The organism is Burkholderia sp. Bp9090, assembly GCF_003857985.1.
In the GTDB taxonomy this organism is placed as follows: domain Bacteria; phylum Pseudomonadota; class Gammaproteobacteria; order Burkholderiales; family Burkholderiaceae; genus Burkholderia.
Genome location: NZ_QTPV01000046.1, coordinates 1 through 20,380, shown reverse-complemented (window position 1 = coordinate 20,380; position 20,380 = coordinate 1). Strand labels below are relative to the sequence as shown.

Below are 20,380 nucleotides of genomic sequence, written 5' to 3'. Positions count from 1 at the left end.
ATGGATGACAGCTCGCATGGTGCCCGGCCGTTCTGGAAATCACGGTCAGCCATTGCACTCGTAGCATTCACTGCAATAGCGCTATTCCTCCTGCTTTCCGAACACCGCGCCCACTTCCTTGGCGTCTTGCCATATCTGCTGTTGCTCTCGTGCCCGCTGATGCATCTGTTCATGCACCACGGGCACAGGCACGACGGGATGAAAACGACCGGCAGGCGCCCTCATTCGGGAGACGGTCATGACCAGCATCGGTGACGGTTACGGCCTGTGGAGCCTCGTAGCCATCAATTCTCTCGTCTTCATCATCTTCGCGTTCAGCTTCTTCAAGCCAGCGACAAAGCGGGACTGGCGAACGTTCGGTGGATTCTCCGCCTTCATCGTCGCGCTATTCGCAGAAATGTACGGGTTTCCGCTCACCGTCTACTTGCTATCGGGCTGGTTGCAGACGCGATTTCCGCACACGAATTTGCTATCTCACGATGCAGGGCACCTGTGGTGGACCTTGACCGGCAGGCACGGCGACCCGCATGGCGGACTTCCGCATCTCCTCAGCTTCTTCTTCATACTGGGCGGCTTCTACTTGCTGTCCACGGCGTGGCACGTACTGTATGAAGCTCAGCGTGGCAAGGCGTTGGCCACCACCGGACCCTACGCGAAAATCAGGCATCCTCAGTACGTCGGGTTCGTCGTGATCATGCTGGGTTTCCTGCTCCAATGGCCCACGCTCGTGACTTTGGCCATGTTCCCCGTTCTCGTTTTCATGTACGTTCGACTAGCCATACAAGAGGAGCATGATTCGGAGGCGCGGTTCGGCACTGCGTGGCGTGAATACGCGGCACACACGCCGCGCTTCGTACCCAGCTTGTTTGGGAAACGCCCGGCTCAAGTGCATTGATTTCAGGCGGCTCACCCGTAGCTGGCACTGCCGAACTCGATCGCAATCTTCCGGGATGAGGAGGCTGCCATGAAACCCTTCAAGACTGGCGCGACGCTTTCAGCCACGGTTGTGCTGTTCTATGTCCTGTGCACACTCGTATGGATGGCGCTTCCTGGACCGTTCATGAACTTCATGAACGCTCTTTTTCACGGACTCGATTTCCGACGCCTTCAGACCGGCGAGCCATTGTCCTGGTGGTTTGTTGTCTACCCGGCCCTTGTGTTCGCGGTCTGGTTCTTTGCGGCCGGCGCCTTCTTTGCGTGGTTATACAACCGCCTGAGTGGACCGAACTGATGCAATTCCGTACGCCCATACCTCTCTCCCGAACTGCATGTTGCCAGTGTCGGTCTCGGGAATCAGAAGATCGAGGCAACAGCTAGCCTCGATACAGGTAACTCACGTCGTAGCACGGTCGTCACGTCAATATCGAACGCGCAGAGCGACGAGCCTCAATGGAAACGGAACGGGTGAGCAAAGGAGCGTCAAATGAGCGGCCAACCCGGCGAAGACGAGCTTCATCACCAAAGGATGTCCGGGCACTTGTCATCGGACGAACGTCACGGTCGTGAGACGGACGAGCACGCCCCTTTCGCCGGGCATGGACACGACAAGCATGCTCATCGCCATGATGGCCAGGACAAACACGCACGCTCCACGGATCCGCTTCGCGACCCCGTCTGCGGAATGGCGGTGACCGATGAGTCACGCTTGCGCCGCGAACACAATGGCAAGTGGTACGCGTTCTGCAGCCAGGCCTGCTTGACGAAATTCGAGGCAGCGCCGTCCAGGTACGTTGAGCCTTCGACCATCGAGGAGCCGCAAGCACTGCCCGAGGGCACCGTTTACACGTGCCCGATGCACCCGGAAATTCGACAGGACCATCCCGGGCAATGCCCGAAGTGCGGCATGACGCTGGAACCGATTCTGCCCAGCGTCGACGAAGGCGAAAATCCGGAACTGGTCGATTTTCGACGCCGATTCTGGTGGACGTTGCCACTGACAGTCATCGTTTTCGTGCTGGCGATGTTTGGCCATCGCCTACGATTGATGGGCGCCGGCACCGAAAGCTGGGTTGAGTTCATCCTCTCTACGCCGGTCGTCCTGTGGGCAGGCCTGCCGTTTTTCGAGCGGTGCGTGCGCTCATTCATGAACCGCAGCCCCAACATGTGGACGCTCATCGGGCTCGGGACAGGCGCGGCCTATATCTACAGTGTCATCGCCACCCTCTTCCCCGGCGTGTTTCCCGAAACGTACAGCGCGCACGGCCGGGTCAGCGTGTATTTCGAGGCGGCGGCAGTCATCATTTCGCTGACGCTTCTCGGGCAGTTGCTCGAACTGAAGGCCCGCTCGCAAACGTCCGCCGCCATCAAGGCACTCCTCGGGCTCGCACCCAAGACCGCGCGGCGCATCAACCCGGACGGTTCCGAAGCAGACATTCCGTTGTCCCATGTTCATGTGGGAGACCTGCTTCGCGTGCGGCCGGGCGAGAAAGTCCCCGCGGACGGCGTGGTGACGGACGGCACGAGTTCGCTCGACGAGTCCATGATTACCGGCGAGCCCATTCCGGTCACGAAGCGCGTTGGCGACCACGTCATCGGCGCAACGATGAACGCGACAGGCAGTCTCGTCATCCGCTCGGAAAAGGTCGGCGCCCAGACCGTCCTGTCGCAAATCGTGCAGATGGTCGCGCAGGCGCAGCGCTCCCGTGCGCCCATGCAGCGCATGGCCGACAAGGTGGCCGGCGTGTTTGTCGTCGGGGTCGTCAGCGTCGCTCTCCTGACCTTCCTCGTGTGGGGCATCTTTGGGCCTGAACCCAGTTGGGTATTCGGTCTCATCAATGCGGTGGCGGTGCTCATCATTGCGTGCCCCTGCGCGCTGGGCCTTGCGACGCCCATGTCCATCATGGTCGCAAGCGGCAAAGGAGCCACGACCGGGATTCTCTTTCGCGATGCCGCTGCGATTGAAAATTTGCGCAAGGTCGACGTGCTCATTGTCGACAAGACGGGGACGCTGACCGAGGGGCGTCCTGCGTTCGAGCAGGCCGTAGGCACAAGCGGATACACGACCGACGACGTGCTTCGTCTGGCGGCGAGTCTCGACCAAGGCAGCGAGCATCCGCTTGCTGCAGCCATCGTTGCGGCAGCCCGCGAGAAGAAGCTGACTTTGGACCGCACGGAAAATTTCGAATCCGCAACGGGTATCGGCGTGAGAGGAGTCGTCGCTGGCAGGCGACTTTCACTTGGCAACACCGCGCTGATGCGGACTGACGCCGTATCCGTCGAATCGCTGTCCAGGGAGGCGGATAGCCTGCGTGCGCAAGGCGCGAGCGTCATGTACTTGGCAGTCGATGGCAGTTTGGCCGGACTGCTGGCGGTCGCTGACCCGATAAAGGCGACCACGCCAGAGGCGCTTTCGACGTTGAAGGAGAACGGTATCCGAGTCGTGATGGCGACCGGTGACGGGGTGGTCACTGCCAAGGCCGTGGCCGGGAAGCTCGGCGTCGACGAATTCCATGGCGAGGTGAAGCCTGCCGACAAGCTCGATCTGGTGACACGGCTTCAGCAAGCCCGGCATGTCGTCGCGATGGCTGGCGACGGCATCAACGACGCCCCCGCGCTGGCCAAGGCCGATGTCGGCGTGGCCATGGGAACAGGCACGGATGTGGCAATGAGCAGCGCTCAGGTGACGCTCGTCAAGGGCGACTTGCGCGGTATCGCGCGTGCTCGAGCGCTGTCCGAGGCAACCGTCGCGAACATGAAGCAGAATCTTGGCTTCGCGTTCGTTTACAACGCGCTCGGGGTCCCGTTGGCGGCCGGGGCACTTTACCCGTTCACGGGGCTGCTGCTGTCGCCGATGATCGCGGCGTTGGCGATGAGCCTGAGCTCAGCCTCGGTCATCTCGAACGCGCTGAGATTGCGCAACGCCAAAATTTGAGCATGCGTGCGCCCCGCAAGCCGGTCAGTATCCCCGCCCCGCGCACGAAAACCCCTACTTCGACAACTTCAGCTTTTTCGCCAACACGACCCCGCTCGACGGACTCACCAGCGAGATCGCATTGATATCCATATGCACCCTGGAGATCCGGGTCGTAATGTCCGTCGGCTCGTCGATACTCGGATCGGCATGCTCGACTTGCTCGGTCAGATAAGGCCGAACCAGGCGCCCGGTAAAGACGAGCGCGAAGTCGCCATGCGCTTGAGCGTACACGGCAGGCGAAATCCGCATCCGGCTGCGAACCGTGGTCTTTTTGCCATGCCCGGACTCGAGTTCGATGATGTCGATCTGCTGGATGTACCCTTTCGCTTTCGCTTCGGGGGCGATCACGAGCCCTCGCCCTCGCGGCCCCTTCGTGACCTTCCGGAGCAGGATGCCCGTCCGGTCGCCGTGCTCCGCGTCGAACAGGTCGACGTCCAGCGTCAACAGGTGCCGCTGCGACCGGTACCTCAGCCCGTACTGCACCGGCACCACGAACGTCACGTCGCGATCCAGGCCGACGGCCGCCAGATCGGGATTCGGGGCATACCGGTCGGTTGCGTCGGAGACCAGGCCGCGAACCCGGTCGCTCAAGGAAGGCGGCGCGGGGCTGATGTGCAGCTTCTTCAGGGCATCCCGAATGGCAACCGGGTCGTCGCCGACGATCGGTCGTGCGGGCGACGCGTCGTGATCGGCAGCAGGCGCGACGTGCGTCGTGCCGTCGACGGCCTCCGCCTCTGCATGCACCGCGACGGGCGCCAGGATCATCGTCAAAGCGACGACGCACGCGAAGCTCGAACGCCCCAACTTGGATTTCCGATGAAACACGAAGGCTCCTGATTTTCTTGCGGATCGGTCAACGACGAGCACTATAGGGTGGAATGATAGGCAACGCATCCATTGTTTGAAATTCACCGATGCCCTGAGCGCCCCTTCGCCGGTTCATTGTCAGCCGAAAGCAGGCCAACGCCCGCTCATCCGCAACCTCACCCCTGCCGATCCTCCCGCCGATACTCCGCCGGCGCCTTCCCGACCAGCTTGCGAAAATCGCGCGTGAAATGCGCCTGGTCGAAATACCCCAACGCCTGCGCCAGTTCCGCGAGATCGACCGGCTCGCCGCCGGCGAGCTTGTCGGCCGCCTCATGCAGGCGATAACGACAGATCACCCACTTCGGCGTCACGCCCACATAGTCGGAAAAGAGTTGCTGCAGCGTGCGCTCGCTCAACCCCGCGCGCTCGGCCAGATCGCGCACCTGCGTGAGCCCGATATCCTGCTGCAGCATCTGCAAGATGCCATGAATACGTTCGACCTGCGGATCGGCCGGCGGCAGCACCCGCAACAGCAGCGCCTCCGCGGCCGCCACCATCCCGGCATCATCCTCGGCACCGAGCACGGCGTCTTCGGCTTGCGCGTCGCCGCAATCGAGCAGCGTCGACACCGGCAGCACCTTGTCGGTCGACAAATGCACCGGCTTGCCGAAGAACGCCCGAAACGCGCCCGGCCGGAACCGCAAGCCGATCACGCGCCCGGCCCCGGCCAACGTCGTCTCGAACGCCCCCGACACCACGCCGAAGATCCCCGTCCGCCGCCGGTCGAACACCAGATTCACGCACGGATACGGCAGCGTGCGCTGCACATACGGCGGCTGGTTGCGCAGATCCCATTCGACGATCCAGTGGTGATCCAGCACCCCGGCCAGGTCGGCACAGGGGTAATAGCGATTCAGGCGGAAGCGCTGATTGAAGGCTTTCGGGCCGACGACGCCTTTGGGCGTGTCGGTCACGTGACGCAAGTCGGTCATGGCGACGAACCGTTGAAGTGACTGCGTGATGATGCACCGCCACAGCGGATTTTTCCAAGACGAAGCCGCGCGGCCGTCCTATATTGGTCGACCTGTCCCGAATGCACACCGGAGCCCGCGATGCAGCAAGACCGTCACCTGACCCTGTTCCACTCCCCGCGCAGCCGCTCGGCCGGTGCGCGGATGCTGCTGGAAGAACTGAGCGCCGACTATGAACTGCACGCGTTCGACCTCTCCACCGGCAAACATCACGAAGCCGACTACCTCGGCATCAACCCGCTGGGCAAGGTTCCCGCGCTGCGTCATGGCGACGTGATCGTCACCGAGCAGGCCGCCGTCTACATGTACGCGGCCGAGTTGTATCCGGAAGCCGGCCTGTCGCCGGCGCCGGGCGATTCGCTGCGCGGGCCGTATCTGACCTGGATGACGTTCTATGGCTCGTGCCTCGAGCCGGCCATCGTCGACCGCTCGATGAATCGCCCGCCCGCCGCCTACTCGACGTCGCCGTACGGCGACTTCGATACCGTGATGATGCGGATCGATGCGCAACTGGCGAAAGGGCCCTACCTGCTGGGCGAGCGCTTTACGGCGGTCGACGTGCTGTGGGGCTCGGCACTGAACTGGACGACGATGTTCAAGCTGGTACCCGAAACGCCGCGCATTCGCGCGTACATCGATCGCGTGCTGGCACGCCCGGCGATCCAGCGCGCGCAGGCGGCGGATGCGGCGCTGGCGGCGGAACAGGACAAGGCCAAGGAGGCGGCCGCAGCGGCGCGCTAGCCGGTTGGCGGGCGAACCGTGACGCCGGTCCCGCCCGCCGCGCCATCAGAACATCGTATGCAGGCCGACCCGCGCCACCGCCTGACTCGCTGAACTCGACGCCCCGTTCGGATCGAGCACGCCGTTGATCTGCGCGTTCGCGCCGCTGTTCGCGCGTTGATAATCGGCGGACACGTAGACCATCGTCCGCTTCGTGAACAGGTATTGAAGCGCGACGCTGACCTGATGCGCATGGTTGTCGTTCACGGCTTCGTTGCCCTTCATGTACATGTACTTCGCGCCGAGAAACACGTCCGGCCTGATGCGCCACACGCCGCCGGCCTCGGCCATCCACACGCCGGCGTCGTTGAACGAATTGTGCACGGTGGTCAGGAGTGCCTTCGCGCTCACCGCACCGAAGTCGTAGTGCATCCCGACACCCCAGTTGCGCACGCTGGTCGACGGCGTGCCGGGCGCCGGGCCGTACTTCTCGTTCGTATATGCGGCACCGATGCCGAGCGCGCCGACTTCGTAGTTCAAGCCCGCGCTTACGGCATTGTCCGCGCCGATGGAACCGGCCACGCCGCCGAACGCATACATCACGCCGCCCGACAACCCTGCAATCGTCGGCGAACTGTATTTGACCGAGTTCGCGACTGGCTTGCTGCCTGCCGTGCGATCCCAGTCGAACGCGCCGGTCGGGTTACCGGGTAGCGCGAGACGCTGGAACGGGCCATTCCTGAATCCGTACAGCCCCGAGATGTCCATCGAGATCGCATTCCCCTTCGCAAACAGCGAATCGACCATGAAGTCGTACTGATTCCCGAGCCTGATGCTGCCGAACCGGTCGCTCTCGATGCCCACGTATGCATTACGTCCGAAGATCCCGGTCCCGATGATGCTGCCGTTCGCCATCGAGAACTGGTTCACGAGCGCGAACGTCGCGTGATATCCGCCGCCGAGATCTTCCGTGCCGCGAAAGCCGAACAGGTTCGGCGTGAAGATGCCGTCGTCGAACTTGACGTTCTTCCCGCCGCCCTCGTTGCTGACGTACGAGATGCCGCTGTCGATCAGACCGAACATGGTCACGCTGCTCTGTGCGTACGCACCCTGCGCGATGGCCAGCATCGCGAATACTCCAAACCCGAGCTTCATTGCGTCTCCGTCTTTTTTGAAATTCGAGCCGGTCGCCCGCCACGTCGCGAACAATCCGCCCATGCTTCATGAAACAACACCTTCCCCCACCCGGATCAGGCTTGCATCCGGGCCGGCATAATGAGATTTACTTAGCTTTACTTATCGACTGGAACGAATGAAATCCCGCGCACTTCCGATTTCATCCAGCCTGATGCGATCCGCCCTTCCGCCGATTCAGGCGCTCCGGCAAATCACCCACGCCGCCGCATCCACCTCGACGGCCACGGCTTCCAGCCCGGCACCCGAGCACGGCCCGTCGATACACACACCGTCGTCGAACCGGAACAGCGCACTGTGATGCGCGCACATCAGCACCTGGGATCGATAACAGGAAACGCTGCCCGGCACGAAATCGAGCGGAACCGAGAAATGCGGGCAACGATTCACGTAAGCCCACACCTGCTCCCCGCGCCGCACGACGATGACGGGACGTCCGATGCGCGCCTCATCGACGACCCGCGCGCCACCATCCGGCACATCGGCGAAGCGACAGAGTTGCGTGGCACCCATGACTCACGCTCTCCGCTCGGGATTGCCGAGGCTCCAGTCCCACGGTCGCACCTCGACCCGCGAGAACAGCCCTTCCTTCACATACGGATCGTTGCCGACGAACTGCATCACCGCATCGATGTCGTCCGCCTCGACGACGAGCAGCGTGCCGTTCATCGCATCGCCCTGCGGATCGAGCGTCGGCCCGCCGAGCCGCACATACACGCCGTGCTGCGAGGCGGAACGCAGGTAGGTCCGATGCGTCGCCCGCACGCGGTCGCGCACCTCGCGCATGCCGGGCTGGTCCGTCGCGAACACCGCAAAGAATCGCGCCATGTCGGTCAGCTCCGGTCGAGCACGAAGTCGTACGTCGCCTCGCGATACGGGCCGCTCAAGCCGACCCGGCGCGCGAGCTCGTCACCCGCCGCACGCGGGCGATAGGCGACCATCAGCGACAGCTTCACGCCGAAGACGGCATCCGACTGCAGATACGCGTCGTTCTCGTCGAACAGATGCGTGACGAGCTTTCGGTAGCCCGGTGCATCGATCATGAAATGCAGGTGCGCCGGCCGCCACGGATGGCGCCCGGTGGCGTCGAGCATCTTCCCGACCGGGCCGTCGGTCGGAATCGGATAGCTGACCGGCAGGATCGTCGTGATCGCGTAACGACCTTCGGCATCGGTCCGGTAGCGGCCGCGCAGGTTGCCGTGCGGCTGCGCCGTATCCTGCCCGGAATACATGCCGTTCTCGGCGGTCTGCCAGACGTCGAGCACGGCGCCCTGAACCGGCTCGCCGTCGGTAGTGAGCACGCGGCCATGCACGACGACCGGCGTGCCGGGCGTGAACGCCATGTTCTCGCCATACGCGCGCTCGGGCATGCCCTCGATGTAGAACGGGCCGAACACGGTCGTTTCCGTCGCGCCGGTGGCGAAGCGATGGTTGATCGCATCGACCAGCATCGACACGCCGAGCGTGTCCGACAGCAGGATGAATTCCTGGCGCACCACGTCGTCGCACATCTGCCCGGTTTCGGTCAGGAAGCGAATCGCGGCCATCCACTCGGCCTCGGTCAGCTCCGTTTCGCGGACGAACGCATGCAGGTGCCGCACGAGGCTCTGCATCAGCACGCGCAAGCGCGGGTTCGGCGTACCGTCGAAGCTGGCGACGACCTGCTCGGTCAACCGCGTGTCGCCGTCATCATGATGATCATTCGTCACGTTCGTCTCCTTTGTATGCAGCCGGCCGCTCACTGCGGCTCGCGCCCTTCCCACGCATGCTGAAGCAACTCGCGGATCGACGCGCGCTCGATCGGCCGCGGATTCGCGTACGGGTTCCGGCACGCGAGGTCGGCGGCTTCGTCGAGGCCCGCTTCCGGCATTCCGATGTCGGCCAGCGCCGCCGACAAGCCCAGTTGCCGGTTCAACCGGAACAGCAGCGGGCCGGCGTCGGCCGCGTCGGTGCCGCCCAGCGCCCGCGCGACGCGGCGCAGCGCGTCGGGCGCCGCCGCATGGTTGTAGTGCGCGGTATGCGGCAGCATCGCGGCGTGCGTCTGTGCGTGCGGCAGGTTGAAGGTGCCGCCGAGCGTATGACAGAGCTTGTGATGCAGCGCCATACCGACCGCACCCAGGCACGTGCCGGCGAGCCAAGCGCCATACAGCGCGCGGCTGCGCATCTCGCGGTCGTCGGGCGCGCGCACGATCGCGGGCAGCGCTTCGCCGAGCGCACGAATCGACTCCTCGGCCATCAGGCTGATCACCGGGTTCGCATCTTCCGCATAGAGCGCCTCGACCGCATGCGCCATCGCATTGACGCCCGACGCCGCGGAAATCCCCGGCGGCAGCGACAGCGTCAGGGACGGGTCATACAGCACCGTACGCGGCAGCACGCGCGCGTCGCGTCCGGTGCGCTTGAGCCGGCCTTCCGTGAGCCCGAAAATCGGCGTCATCTCCGAGCCCGCGTAAGTCGTCGGCACGGCGAGGATCGGCAGCGACGACTCGAGCGCAATCGCCTTGCCGAGCCCGATCGTCGAGCCGCCGCCGATCGCGATGCAGCAGTCCGCGCCCAGCTCGGCGGCCATCTCGCGCGCGGCCCGCGCCACCTCGACCGGCACGTGCATCACGGCCTGTGCGCACACGCCGGCCGCACGCTCGCCGAGCACGTCCCGGACGCGTTCGGCGAGCGGCTGCTGCTCGGGCGTCGACAGAATCAGCGCCCGCTGCGCGCCGAGCGCGGACAACTCGTCCGGCAGCCGTTCGAGCGCGCCCCATTCGAACACGACGCGGGACGGCGTTCCCTGATAGACGAAGCGCTCCATCTCGGCCTCAGCGCTTGAAGTGCGGCGGCACCTTGCCGTCGACGTTGACCCACACCGAGCGCGCTTCCGTGTAGTCGTGCATCGCCTCGAAACCCATCTCGCGGCCGTAGCCCGACTTGCCGATGCCGCCGAACGGGCTGCCCGGATTGACGCGCTTGTAGCAGTTGATCCAGCACATGCCCGCGTCGATCCGCGACGCCATCCTGTGCGCGCGGGAGAGATCGTTGGTCCAGAGGCCGCTGCCGAGCCCGTATTCGGTCGCGTTGGCGATCGCCAGCGCTTCCTCGTCGCTGCCGAAGCGCAGCACGGTGACGAACGGGCCGAACACTTCCTCCTGCGCGACGCGGTCGGCGGCGCTCTTCGCCTCGATGACGGTCGGGCGCACGTAGTAGCCGTTCGCGAGTGCCGCGTCCTGCGGCACGCTGCCGCCCGCGAGCACGCGGCCGCCCTGCTCGCGCGCGACGTCGACGAACGACAGCACGCGGTCGAGATGCTGCTTCGACGTCAGCGGACCCATCTCGGTGTCGGGGTCCAGCGGGTTGCCGACGCGGATCGACGACGCCAGCGACACGAAGCGCTCGAGGAATTCGTCGGCGATGCGCTCATGCAGCACGAGCCGCGAACCGGCGATGCACGCCTGCCCCTGGTTGTGGAAGATCGCCCACGCGGCGCCGTTGATGGCGGCGTCGAGGTTCGCGTCGTCGAACACGATGTTCGCGCCCTTGCCGCCGAGTTCCAGCTGCACGCGCTTCAGGTTGCCCTGCGACGCCTCGACGATCCGGCGGCCCGTCGCCGTCGAACCGGTGAACGCGATCTTCCCGACACCGGGGTGTTCGGCGAGACGCTGGCCGGCCGTATGACCGTAGCCGGGAACGATATTGACGACGCCTTCGGGAAACCCGACTTCGGCCATCAGTTCGACGATGCGCAGCGTCGACAGCGGTGTGATCTCCGACGGCTTGAGCACGACGGTGTTGCCTGCCGCCAACGCCGGGCCCATCTTCCAGCTCGTGAACATCAGCGGGAAATTCCACGGCACGATCTGGCCGACGACGCCGATCGGCGCGCGCTGCACATAGTTCAGGAAGCCGGTCTCGACCGGAATCACCGAGCCCTGCAGCTTGTCGGCCATGCCGCCGAAGTAGCGGAAGCAGCCGGCCGTGCGCGGCACGTCGAGCGCGCGCGAATCGCGGATCGGGTGGCCGGTGTCCAGCGATTCGAGCTGCGCGAGTTCCTCCGCGTTGGCTTCGATCGCGTCGGCGAGGCGCAGCAGCAGCCGGCCGCGCTCGGCCGCCGGCATCGCCGACCACTTCGGGAATGCGCGGGTCGCGGCTTCGACCGCGAGGTCCACGTCCGCCGCGGTGGCGGCGGCGATCTTCGCGATCAGCGAGCCGTCATGCGGATTGAGCACGTCGATCGTGCCGCGCTCGACGGCGTCGACGAAACGGCCGTCGATGAAAAGTTGGGTTTGCATGAATCGTCCTCGATGGTGTGCTTGTGCGAGCCGGCGCGGCTCAGAACTCGATCGGATACGGCGCCAGCTCGCCGCTCTCGTATCGCTGCGGAAGGTTCGGCGTCGCGTTTTCCCAGACCAGCAGCATCGAACGCTTCGTCGAGTAGCCCTGGTGCCGGATGTCGGCGGGCATCGCGCAGATGTCGCCGGCCCGCATCGTGACGCGCGCGCGCGGCGCGCCGGTGTTCTTGTCGCCGATGTCCCACACGATTTCGTCGGACAGTTGCAGGAACCATTCGACGCGGTCGTTGCCGTGGAATACCGGCAGGATGAATTCCTCGGTGGTCGGGCAGAACAGGCTGCGCCCGCACACGGAGGTCACCGACGGATTCCACGTCACGTCCGAACGCGACAGGTACTTGAACAGGTTGAACGCATGCAGCTCGCCTTCGAAGCCCGGCTTCACGTGCACTTCCGGCTCGTCCTGAGCGACGTCGAGAAACGCGCGGTTCACCGGCAGATCGTCGCGCAGCGGCGAGTCGCCTTCGAGGCCCGGCATGCGGCGCGTCGCGATGCGCGTGCGTTCGATCGCGGAGCCGTTCTCGCCGTGCTTGCGCCCGAACGCCGTGCCGGTTTCCTCCGGCGCCGCGAACGGATCGAAGCCTTCGTTGGTCCAGTCGTGCAGCATCGCCTTGAAGGTCGCCATGATCGTCGGCGTTTCGAACGTCTCGGTGTAGTCGACGCCGGCTTCCTTCAGGATTCCGTTGAACGTGCCCGCATAGACGTCGACCTTGCCGTAGTGATTGCGCGTGCCGAACACGTGATCGAAATTCACCCAGCCGTAGAAGAAGCCCCACGCGACGTCGCGCATCATCGCGCGCAGGAATGCGTCCGCGGGGATCGCGTGCGTGCGGGTCTGGCCTTTCGCCGGCCAGCTGATTTTCACGAAATACTCGTCGCGCTGGAACGCGAATTCACCGAGGTGGAAGCGGCGGTAACCGGTGACGGCATCGGCTTGCGTGGCCTGCACCAGATCGGCGCCGAAGCCTGCGGAAAGATCGAGGGTCTCGAGGGTGGCCATAACGTGTCTCCTGGAATAGTTGAATCTTCGCGATCGAATCGATCAGTGCAGGCAGATGTCGGCCCACTTCTCGACGGACAGCTCGCCGAGCACGGTCTGCACGAGCGCGACGCCCGGCTTGCTGGCGGTGAAGCGATACGCGCAGCCGGCCGGCAGCAGTGCCTGGTGGCCCTTGCGCAGCACGACGTAGCCCATCTCGCGGCCCGCCGGCTGCGTGCCGGCGTTCACGGTGCCGCGGCCGGTGGCGGGCGGGTTGTCGAGCTTGATGAAGTCGATGCGGACTTCGCCGTCCATCTGGATCGCGAACTCGTCGTGCGCGCACGCGAACCACGGCGACTGGCCTTCGGTGCGCAGCACTTCGATCACGTATTCGAGGTTCTTGCCGGCGACGACCTTTTCGTAGGGGGCCGACTTCGATGCGATCTCGAAGACGTTCGAGAACGCGTAGTGTTTTGCGCTGCCGCTGGTGATTTCGATCTCGCCCTTCGTGTAGCCGTCGAGCGAGCCAAAGACGGTGTGGAATGCCGTGTCGGTCATTGCTGTCTCCTGAGTTGAACCGCTTGTTGGATTCAACTTTAGGGGCGACGACGCCCGTCAACAAGGCAACGGAGCGCGACTACGGCATTTGCGTTTCGCGAATAATCGCTTCGCTCAACGAACCCAGCCGCGCTCCAGCAGCGGGCGATCCCACGGCGACTCGTCGCCGATGTATTCGACGAGGAATTCGACCAGCGCCTTCACCTTCAACGCCTGTCGCTGCGTTGCGGGATAAACGGCGGCGAAGCTCAGCGGCGCGATCTGGAAGTCGGTGAGGATGGGCACCAGCCGGCCCGCGACGAGCGCGTCGCTCGCGACCAGCGTGGGCAGGCACACGACGCCGCCGCCCGTCAGCGCGTACTCGCGCAGCAGGTGCACGGAGTTCGAGCGGATCATGCCCGGCAGCTCCATTTCGACGACCTCGTCGCCGCGTGGCAGCGTCCAGCGGTTGCGTGATGGATAACCCGAATACAGCGCCGTGGTGTGCTGCAGCAATTCGCGCGGATGTTGTGGCGCACCATGCGCGTCGAGGTAGGCCGGCGACGCGCAGAACAGGCGTCGGACCACGAACAGGCGCCGCTCGATCAGCGACTCGGATATCGGCGGAAAGATCTGGAACGCGATGTCGAACCCTTCTTCGACAGGGTCCACGACACGGTCATTGACGATGATGTCGAGCTGGATGCCCGGATAGCGGCGATTGAATTCGGCGAGCGGCACGCCGAAGTGATCGAGCGCGAAGCCGGGCAGCATCTGGATGCGCAGCCGCCCGGTCGGCGTCGCGCGCAGCTCGCGCATCTGGTCGGTCAACTCGTTGACGCGCCCCACGACTTCCGCGCATTCGCGGTAGAAGGTCTCGCCCACTTCGGACAGCCGCACGTGGCGCGTGCTGCGATGGAACAGCGGCGCGTTGACGAACTTTTCCAGTTGCTGGATGCGGTTCGTCACGACCGAACTGGTGACCCCAAGCTGCCGCGCCGCTTCCGCGAAGCTGCTCGCCTCCGCGACCCTGACGAACGCCTCGATGCTCAGAAACCGGTCCATGCCGCACCTTTCCCGAAAGCCAAACCGGCAGTCTAACCGCACCTGCCGGCCGGGTGGGTCACGCCGAACGCGTCACACTGTCACCTGACGGGTGTCAATCCCGCCGGCTGCGCGCATGACCGCGGGGCACGTTACGGCTGCTTGCCCGCCGACAGCTCCGGCTGCACGCCTACGCGGCGCTGCAGCACGGCCGGGGCCGTCTCCCGCAGCAGCATGCTGACCACGATGCCGAGCAGCACCGCCCCCATCGGCAGCCACAGAATGTTCTGGATCCCGAAGTGCGCGGCGACGTAGCCGCCCATCGCCGGCGCGATGCCGCCGCCGAAGATCTCGCCGCAACCGACCACCACGCCGATCGACGTCGACACGAGGCCGACGGGCGCGGCTTCGGTCGCGACGGGGCCCGACAGCAGCGACACCAGCCCGAGCGTGAAGAACGACGCGACGAACAGGACAACGAACAGCACGACCGGTTGCGGGCCGAGGCCGCGGAAGATGTAGAGCATCACCGCCGTGCCGGCGAAGCCCGCGATGCTCGCGAGGCAGCGGCCCACCACGTCGGACAGCCCCGGCAGCCCGAACTGCCCGAGAAAGCCGCCGAAGCCGATCGCCGACACCACGAGGCCCATCTTCTGCGTGCCGAGCGCAAGGTAATCCGTCAGGTACAGCGGCAGCAGCGCGCCGAGCACGAACACGCCGGTCATCGCGCAACACAGCGCGGCCATCGCGACGAGGATGTTGCGGCTCTTGAGCACATGGCCGAGCGATGCCGGCGCGTGCTCCGACACGACCTCCTTCGCGCGCTTCGGTTCGCGGATCACGAAGAACATGATCGCGCCGAGGATCAGCCCGGGGATGGCCACGAGCGCGAACACCCAGCGCCACGACACGACGTTGAGCAGTTGGGTCGCGATGATCGGCGACAGCGCCAGCCCGAACAGCGCGAAGCCGCTTTGCTGCAGCCCGAGGTTCAGGCCGCGCCGCCGCGGGTGCGACGCGTCGGCGGTGGCCGCGAAGCTGGTCGGGCAGAACGAGCCTTCGGCGACGCCCATCAGCCCGCGGATCGCGATCAGGCCGAGCAAGCCGCCCGCGAGGCCCGAGAAGCCGGACAGCAGCGAGAACGCGATGATGGCGGGGATCAGGACCTTGCGGCGGCCGACCTTGTCGGAGATGCCGCCCATCAGCGCCGCGAAGATGCCCCACGACAGGCCGAGCACGCCGATGCAGTTGCCGACGTCCTGCGCGCTCAGGTGCAGGTCCTTCATGATCGAAGGGAACAGCGGCGCGATGAGCCAGCGGTCGAGGCCGACCAGGCCGAAGCCGAGCGCCAGCAGCGTCACCGCCTTCCACTCATAGGAGGTATCCCACTCGTTTGCTTTCATGTCTGTCTCCGTGGATTGGTCCGCTTGCGCGCGCCGGGGCGTCCGCGCATCGGCCAGGTCCGTTGTCTTGGGTGTGCGACGCGACGTGAGTCGCGAGGAAGTGGCGGCCGCCTGTCCGGCTTCGTTCCGGTTGCAGGCGTCGAATTCAATCAGCCGACGCCCGAACGATAGGTGCGCGCACGCGGATCGGGTATGGAACAACCGGCGAACGCGCCATTCGCGAAACGCAAATAATCGGGCGCGGCAGGCGGGAAAGGTCGATGGAGAAGCGCTGTGCGAACGGCGGCAGCGTTGAAGCAGCGCTCCTTCCCCGGTTACGGGGGAATCCCTCATAGACATCAGCGAGGCCCGCACGCGACGCCGCTTGCGCGACCGATGAACGCGGTTCGGCGCGCCGCCCGGCCGCGCGCCGATCAGGATGCGGCGAATGACGAGACCGGCAACCGGCAGATGCGATCCGAGCAGGCACGAAGCAATCCGTCCACACGTTTTTCGTCAGCGCAATACGCCGCCATTTTCTTCGATATCAGACGGATCCTATCTTCGAAATCCATAAATCGATTTTATTTAAATAAAAAGACCTGCACGACAACCACGCAATCTGACAGAACCACCTTGCGCCCGCCCTTTTTACCGATTAATACGAGACCTTTCAAAATCATCCGAGTCGCCGAAAAAGAAAAATACCGTTTCAAACCAATCATCCAGCCATACAAAAACAAAAATAAATTTATCGAGACCGACAAGCTTGATATTCTCGACGCGAATTTTCGATCCGATTTCCTCAATTCAAACAGGACCACATTTCAAACAAATCCTAATCAATAAAAAAGCAATGAGATTATGACGATGTCGATAGCAAGAACATTTCGGGAATTTGCGTCCAGTCTGACCGACGGGAACTCGCGACCCGTCGATCTCCATTTCGGCCGGGCGCAGCGCGCGGTCGGCCACTTGCTTGCGCTCCATCACGCCGATATCCGCGAAGGCCTGATGTCCGGCATCGACGGCGAGCTGACCTGCGTGTCGAGCCACGATCATCTGTCGCCGACGCTGTTTCTCGGCCTGCCCGTATCGGTCCGGCTGACGACCGACCGCGGCAGTACGCGTGCGATCAATGCGATCGTGCGCGAAGTGCGAACCGGTCAATCCGACGGCGAACTGACCGTCTATCAATTGCACGTGTGTGACGCGCTGTCGTTGATGGACCGCCGCACCAACGCTCGCGTATTCCGTTCGCGCCGCGTGACGGAGATTCTCGCGACGCTGATGAACGAGTGGAAACTGCGCAGCCACGCACTCGCGCGCGCATTCGATTTCGACCTGTCCGGCTTGCAGGCCGATCGCTATCCGGTGCGCGAACTCACGCGGCAGGTCAACGAGTCGGACGCTCGTTTCATCCGGCGTCTGCTGCGTCGGGAAGGCATCACGGTCTTCGCGAAGGCCGAGCCGGCCGGAGGCGCGCGCGGCATGAACGACGCGTGGCCGATTCATACGCTCGTGTTCTGCGACGACCCGCATCGCCTGAAGGAAGCGCCGGCCGGTACGCTGCGGCTTCACCCGCGCGACGCCGGAACCGAACAACGCGACACGGTGACGCTTTTTGCGCACTGCCAGAGCGTGTCTCCCGGCCAGGTCCGCCGCGCGTCCTGGGACTACAAGCCAGCCCGTGCAGATGACTCCACCGCTGTCACGGACCTTGACCAGGGCGAAGCCGGGAATGACCTTGCGCGCCTGCTGACCGACGTCGCGATCGACATCCCGCACGTCGGCGACTCATGGCGCGATCACGATCGCATCACGCGCGACCGGATACTGGCGCATCAGTTCGAAGCCGAGCGTTACGACGGAATCAGCAGCGTACGCGACCTGCCCGTCGGCCACTGGTTCACGCTGACGGGCGACCCGGAGCTGGACATGCGGCCGGCCGATCGTCGCCAGTTCGTCGTCACGTCGGTTCGGCACGATATCTGGAACAACCTGCCGAAGCCGCTCGCGGGCCGCGCGCACACATTGTTCGCGGCGAGCCGGAACCTCGCGCAAACGGCTGCGCCGGCACCTGTCGATCTGCCGGAGCAAACCGACACGCGCTATGAAAACCGTTTCACGTGCGTGCGACGCGGCGTGCCGCTCAAGCCCGCCTATGATCCGAAGGTCGACGTACCGCCGGTGCACCTGCTGACCGGTACGATCGTCGGCGCGCAGGGCGAGGAAGTGTTTTGCGACGGGGCCGGCCGCGTGCGCGTGCTGATCCACGGGCACGATCCGGCCGATCACGCGCACGCGCAAGGCGCCGGAACGAACGGCCGGGCCGGCGACAGTGCGCCGATTCGCGTCGGTACAAGCCTCGCGGGCGGCAACTTCGGCGCGCTCTTCCTGCCGCGCGTCGGCATGGAAGTGCTGCTGGGATGTCTGTCCGGCGACCCGGACCGGCTCGTCATCATCGGCGTGCTGAGCAACGGCGCGAACCCGCCCGTGACGTTCACCCATACGGGCGCGCTCCCCGGCAACCGCTTCCTGTCGGGCATCAAGACCAAGGAAATCAACGGCCGGCGCTACAACCAGCTTCGTCTCGACGATACGCCGTCGCAAATCTCGGCGCAGCTGGCGAGCGAACACGCGTATACCCAACTGAATCTCGGCTATCTGACGCAGCCGCGCGAAAACGGACACGGGAAGGATCGCGGCGAAGGTGCCGAGCTGCGCACCGACGCCGCCGCGGCTCTGCGCGCGGCGCAGGGCATCCTGTTGTCGACCTATGCGCGCACACGGGCCACCGGCGGTCAGCTCGATCGAGACGAACTGATTCGACTGCTCGACGAATGCACGGCGCTGTTCAAATCGCTCGGCGACTATGCCGGCGAGCATGGCGGACAGTCGGCCGATACCGCCGGTCAGGACAACGTCGCCGATGCGTTCCGCAACTGGACGCCTGACGGTGCGCGGCCCGGTACGACCGGCGATGCGCCCGCGTTGATCGCGTTCGGCGCGCAGTCGGGGTCGCTCAACGTCACGCCCAGGACACACGTCATGTATGCGGGCGAGAACATCGATCAGATCGCGCAGCAACACGTTCAGGTCAGCAGCGGCGAGCGCATCAAGCTGCATGCCGGTCGTGGCGTCGCGATGTTCGCGCACGGCGACGGCGTGTCGGCGATCGCGAATCGCGGGAAGGTCACGATTCAATCGCAGCACGACGATACGCAGGTCGATTCGGCGAAGAACCTTCAGTTGACGGCCAGTGGCGGAAACCTCGTCGGCACGGCGAGCGATGAAGTCGTGTTCGTCACGTCCGGCGGGGCGTATCTCAAGCTGCGCGGTGGGGATATCGAACTGGGATGTCCGGGGACATTCACGGTGAAGTCGGCAGGGCATGTGTGGGACGGGCCTGCAAGCATGAGTGCGGACATGCCGAAGTTTGGTCAGGACACGCTTGGTCGAGTACCGAAGCTGATCCGATCGGCGGACGGCAACCCGGCTGCCGGGTTCGACGGCCACGTTCAACAGTCTTCCGGGGTGCTGTCGAATTTGACGACCGACACGGCCGGCGAACTGCCGGCGGTTGATGCCGACCAGTTCGAGAGACTGGCGTTGAAGTTCGTCAAGAAGAACATTTAGGAAAACGCAGGAGTCTGAATGACCGATTCATTTCTCGATCCGCCACCTCTAGTGGATGCACGCACGGACGAACGCTCGACAATCGCAGCTACACCGGACGCAGCCGCATCGCGTCCGGCACCGCCGCAGATCGTCGTGGGCCGGGTGGAAGGTGTGACGATGTTTGCGAAGAACACGCCGCTCATCTGTCTCAAGCAGATGCCGTTGCCCGGCATCGTGATCTTCGTGCATGGCGTGAACTCGGAAGGCGAATGGTTCGAGGCGTCCGAAGCCGGGTTGTGCGCCGGGCTGAATCGTAGGCTCGGGCGTCTGGACGATCAGATGATGTATCACGGCATTGATGCGGGGCAGTTGACGCCCGCGAAGTACACGGAGAGCGTGACGCCGGATGGGTTTCTGAACCCGATACTGTGGGACGGCAATTACATCAAGCCAGATCCATCGTTCTCACCTGTCATTCACTTCCGGTGGGGGTATCGAGCGACCACCGACGAACTCAAGGAGTACGGCGACAAGATTTTCTTGAATGAGCAGGATTACTGGGGCGGCGGCCCGTTCACGAACGGCTGTTCGAGCTTGCCCGATCTTTGGCATGGCGGCCTGGACGATCGAACGATGGGATGGATGACGGTGCAAGGCATCAATCCAACCAATCGGCCACTGTATCGCGCGCCACCCCGTGCATATGGCGTGCTTGCGGCGTTACGCCTCGCCAAGCTGATCGAGTCGATCCGCCGCATGCAGGCCGACGTGCCGATTACCGTCGTGTGTCACAGCCAGGGCAACATCGTCGG

At 64.5% G+C, this 20,380-nt stretch carries 19 protein-coding genes and 1 pseudogene; 8 read left to right on the top strand and 12 right to left on the bottom strand.

Annotated features, from left to right (window positions below):
- The 4 genes from DIE16_RS29990 to DIE16_RS29975 all read left to right on the top strand — a co-directional run bounded on the left by DIE16_RS29990 (position 1) and on the right by DIE16_RS29975 (position 3,871).
- Positions 1-255, top strand: a complete 255-nt coding sequence (locus tag DIE16_RS29990; RefSeq protein WP_124668178.1) for a DUF2933 domain-containing protein — start codon at positions 1-3, stop codon at positions 253-255.
- On the top strand, positions 239-895 hold the full coding sequence (locus tag DIE16_RS29985) for an isoprenylcysteine carboxylmethyltransferase family protein (RefSeq protein WP_124893977.1): 657 nt from the start codon (positions 239-241) through the stop codon (positions 893-895). Before DIE16_RS29990 ends, DIE16_RS29985 begins: the two co-directional genes overlap by 17 nt.
- 69 nt (positions 896-964) lie before the next feature.
- A complete protein-coding gene (locus tag DIE16_RS29980; protein WP_124893976.1) occupies positions 965-1,231 on the top strand; it encodes a DUF5676 family membrane protein in 267 nt (88 codons plus the stop codon).
- A 234-nt stretch (positions 1,232-1,465) separates the two neighbouring features.
- Positions 1,466-3,871: a heavy metal translocating P-type ATPase gene (locus DIE16_RS29975; RefSeq protein ID WP_409364471.1), complete on the top strand. Its 2,406-nt coding sequence runs from the start codon at positions 1,466-1,468 to the stop codon at positions 3,869-3,871.
- 54 nt (positions 3,872-3,925) lie between these two features.
- Here the strand turns inward: DIE16_RS29975 and DIE16_RS29970 are convergent, their stop codons facing one another.
- On the bottom strand, positions 3,926-4,738 hold the full coding sequence (locus DIE16_RS29970) for a hypothetical protein (protein ID WP_124893975.1): 813 nt from the start codon (positions 4,736-4,738) through the stop codon (positions 3,926-3,928).
- A 158-nt stretch (positions 4,739-4,896) separates the two neighbouring features.
- On the bottom strand, positions 4,897-5,712 hold the full coding sequence (locus DIE16_RS29965; protein WP_124893974.1) for a helix-turn-helix domain-containing protein: 816 nt from the start codon (positions 5,710-5,712) through the stop codon (positions 4,897-4,899).
- Between the two features lie 120 nt (positions 5,713-5,832).
- Here DIE16_RS29965 and DIE16_RS29960 point away from each other — a divergent pair, with 120 nt between their 5' ends.
- Positions 5,833-6,492 (top strand): glutathione S-transferase family protein, encoded by a 660-nt coding sequence (locus tag DIE16_RS29960; protein ID WP_124893973.1) that lies wholly within the window; start codon positions 5,833-5,835, stop codon positions 6,490-6,492.
- A gap of 45 nt (positions 6,493-6,537) precedes the next feature.
- Here the strand turns inward: DIE16_RS29960 and DIE16_RS29955 are convergent, their stop codons facing one another.
- From DIE16_RS29955 to DIE16_RS29910, 10 genes are all read right to left on the bottom strand, one after another.
- Positions 6,538-7,626 carry a porin gene (locus DIE16_RS29955; protein ID WP_124893972.1) on the bottom strand — a complete coding sequence of 363 codons (1,089 nt, stop codon included), beginning with the start codon at positions 7,624-7,626 and terminating at the stop codon, positions 6,538-6,540.
- Positions 7,627-7,842: 216 nt separating this feature from the next.
- The gene (locus tag DIE16_RS29950; protein ID WP_124571446.1) at positions 7,843-8,178 is read right to left on the bottom strand and encodes a Rieske 2Fe-2S domain-containing protein; all 336 of its coding nucleotides are present in this window, start codon (positions 8,176-8,178) and stop codon (positions 7,843-7,845) included.
- A gap of 3 nt (positions 8,179-8,181) precedes the next feature.
- Entirely contained in the window at positions 8,182-8,493 is a 312-nt protein-coding gene (locus DIE16_RS29945) for a YciI family protein (protein WP_124893971.1), read from the bottom strand.
- A gap of 5 nt (positions 8,494-8,498) precedes the next feature.
- The gene (locus tag DIE16_RS29940; RefSeq protein ID WP_124893970.1) at positions 8,499-9,374 is read right to left on the bottom strand and encodes an intradiol ring-cleavage dioxygenase; all 876 of its coding nucleotides are present in this window, start codon (positions 9,372-9,374) and stop codon (positions 8,499-8,501) included.
- Between the two features lie 29 nt (positions 9,375-9,403).
- The gene (locus tag DIE16_RS29935; RefSeq protein ID WP_124893969.1) at positions 9,404-10,471 is read right to left on the bottom strand and encodes a maleylacetate reductase; all 1,068 of its coding nucleotides are present in this window, start codon (positions 10,469-10,471) and stop codon (positions 9,404-9,406) included.
- Between the two features lie 7 nt (positions 10,472-10,478).
- The gene (locus tag DIE16_RS29930; protein WP_124489252.1) at positions 10,479-11,945 is read right to left on the bottom strand and encodes an aldehyde dehydrogenase family protein; all 1,467 of its coding nucleotides are present in this window, start codon (positions 11,943-11,945) and stop codon (positions 10,479-10,481) included.
- Positions 11,946-11,985: 40 nt separating this feature from the next.
- Positions 11,986-13,005: a hydroxyquinol 1,2-dioxygenase gene (locus DIE16_RS29925; protein ID WP_124489251.1), complete on the bottom strand. Its 1,020-nt coding sequence runs from the start codon at positions 13,003-13,005 to the stop codon at positions 11,986-11,988.
- A gap of 42 nt (positions 13,006-13,047) precedes the next feature.
- Positions 13,048-13,542, bottom strand: a complete 495-nt coding sequence (locus DIE16_RS29920; RefSeq protein WP_124523322.1) for a hydroxyquinol 1,2-dioxygenase — start codon at positions 13,540-13,542, stop codon at positions 13,048-13,050.
- 114 nt (positions 13,543-13,656) lie between these two features.
- Complete coding sequence (locus DIE16_RS29915) at positions 13,657-14,586, bottom strand: LysR family transcriptional regulator (protein WP_124893968.1); 930 nt, start codon at positions 14,584-14,586, stop codon at positions 13,657-13,659.
- 131 nt (positions 14,587-14,717) lie between these two features.
- Complete coding sequence (locus tag DIE16_RS29910) at positions 14,718-15,968, bottom strand: MFS transporter (RefSeq protein WP_124893967.1); 1,251 nt, start codon at positions 15,966-15,968, stop codon at positions 14,718-14,720.
- 273 nt (positions 15,969-16,241) lie between these two features.
- Here DIE16_RS29910 and DIE16_RS29905 point away from each other — a divergent pair, with 273 nt between their 5' ends.
- The 3 genes and pseudogenes from DIE16_RS29905 to DIE16_RS29895 form a co-directional block, all read left to right on the top strand.
- Positions 16,242-16,796 (top strand): hypothetical protein, encoded by a 555-nt coding sequence (locus DIE16_RS29905; RefSeq protein ID WP_124893966.1) that lies wholly within the window; start codon positions 16,242-16,244, stop codon positions 16,794-16,796.
- A gap of 21 nt (positions 16,797-16,817) precedes the next feature.
- Positions 16,818-19,586, top strand: coding sequence for a type VI secretion system Vgr family protein (locus tag DIE16_RS29900; RefSeq protein ID WP_124893965.1), 2,769 nt, complete (start codon positions 16,818-16,820; stop codon positions 19,584-19,586).
- Between the two features lie 18 nt (positions 19,587-19,604).
- Positions 19,605-20,380, top strand: a pseudogene (locus DIE16_RS29895) (hypothetical protein); the annotation flags it as partial.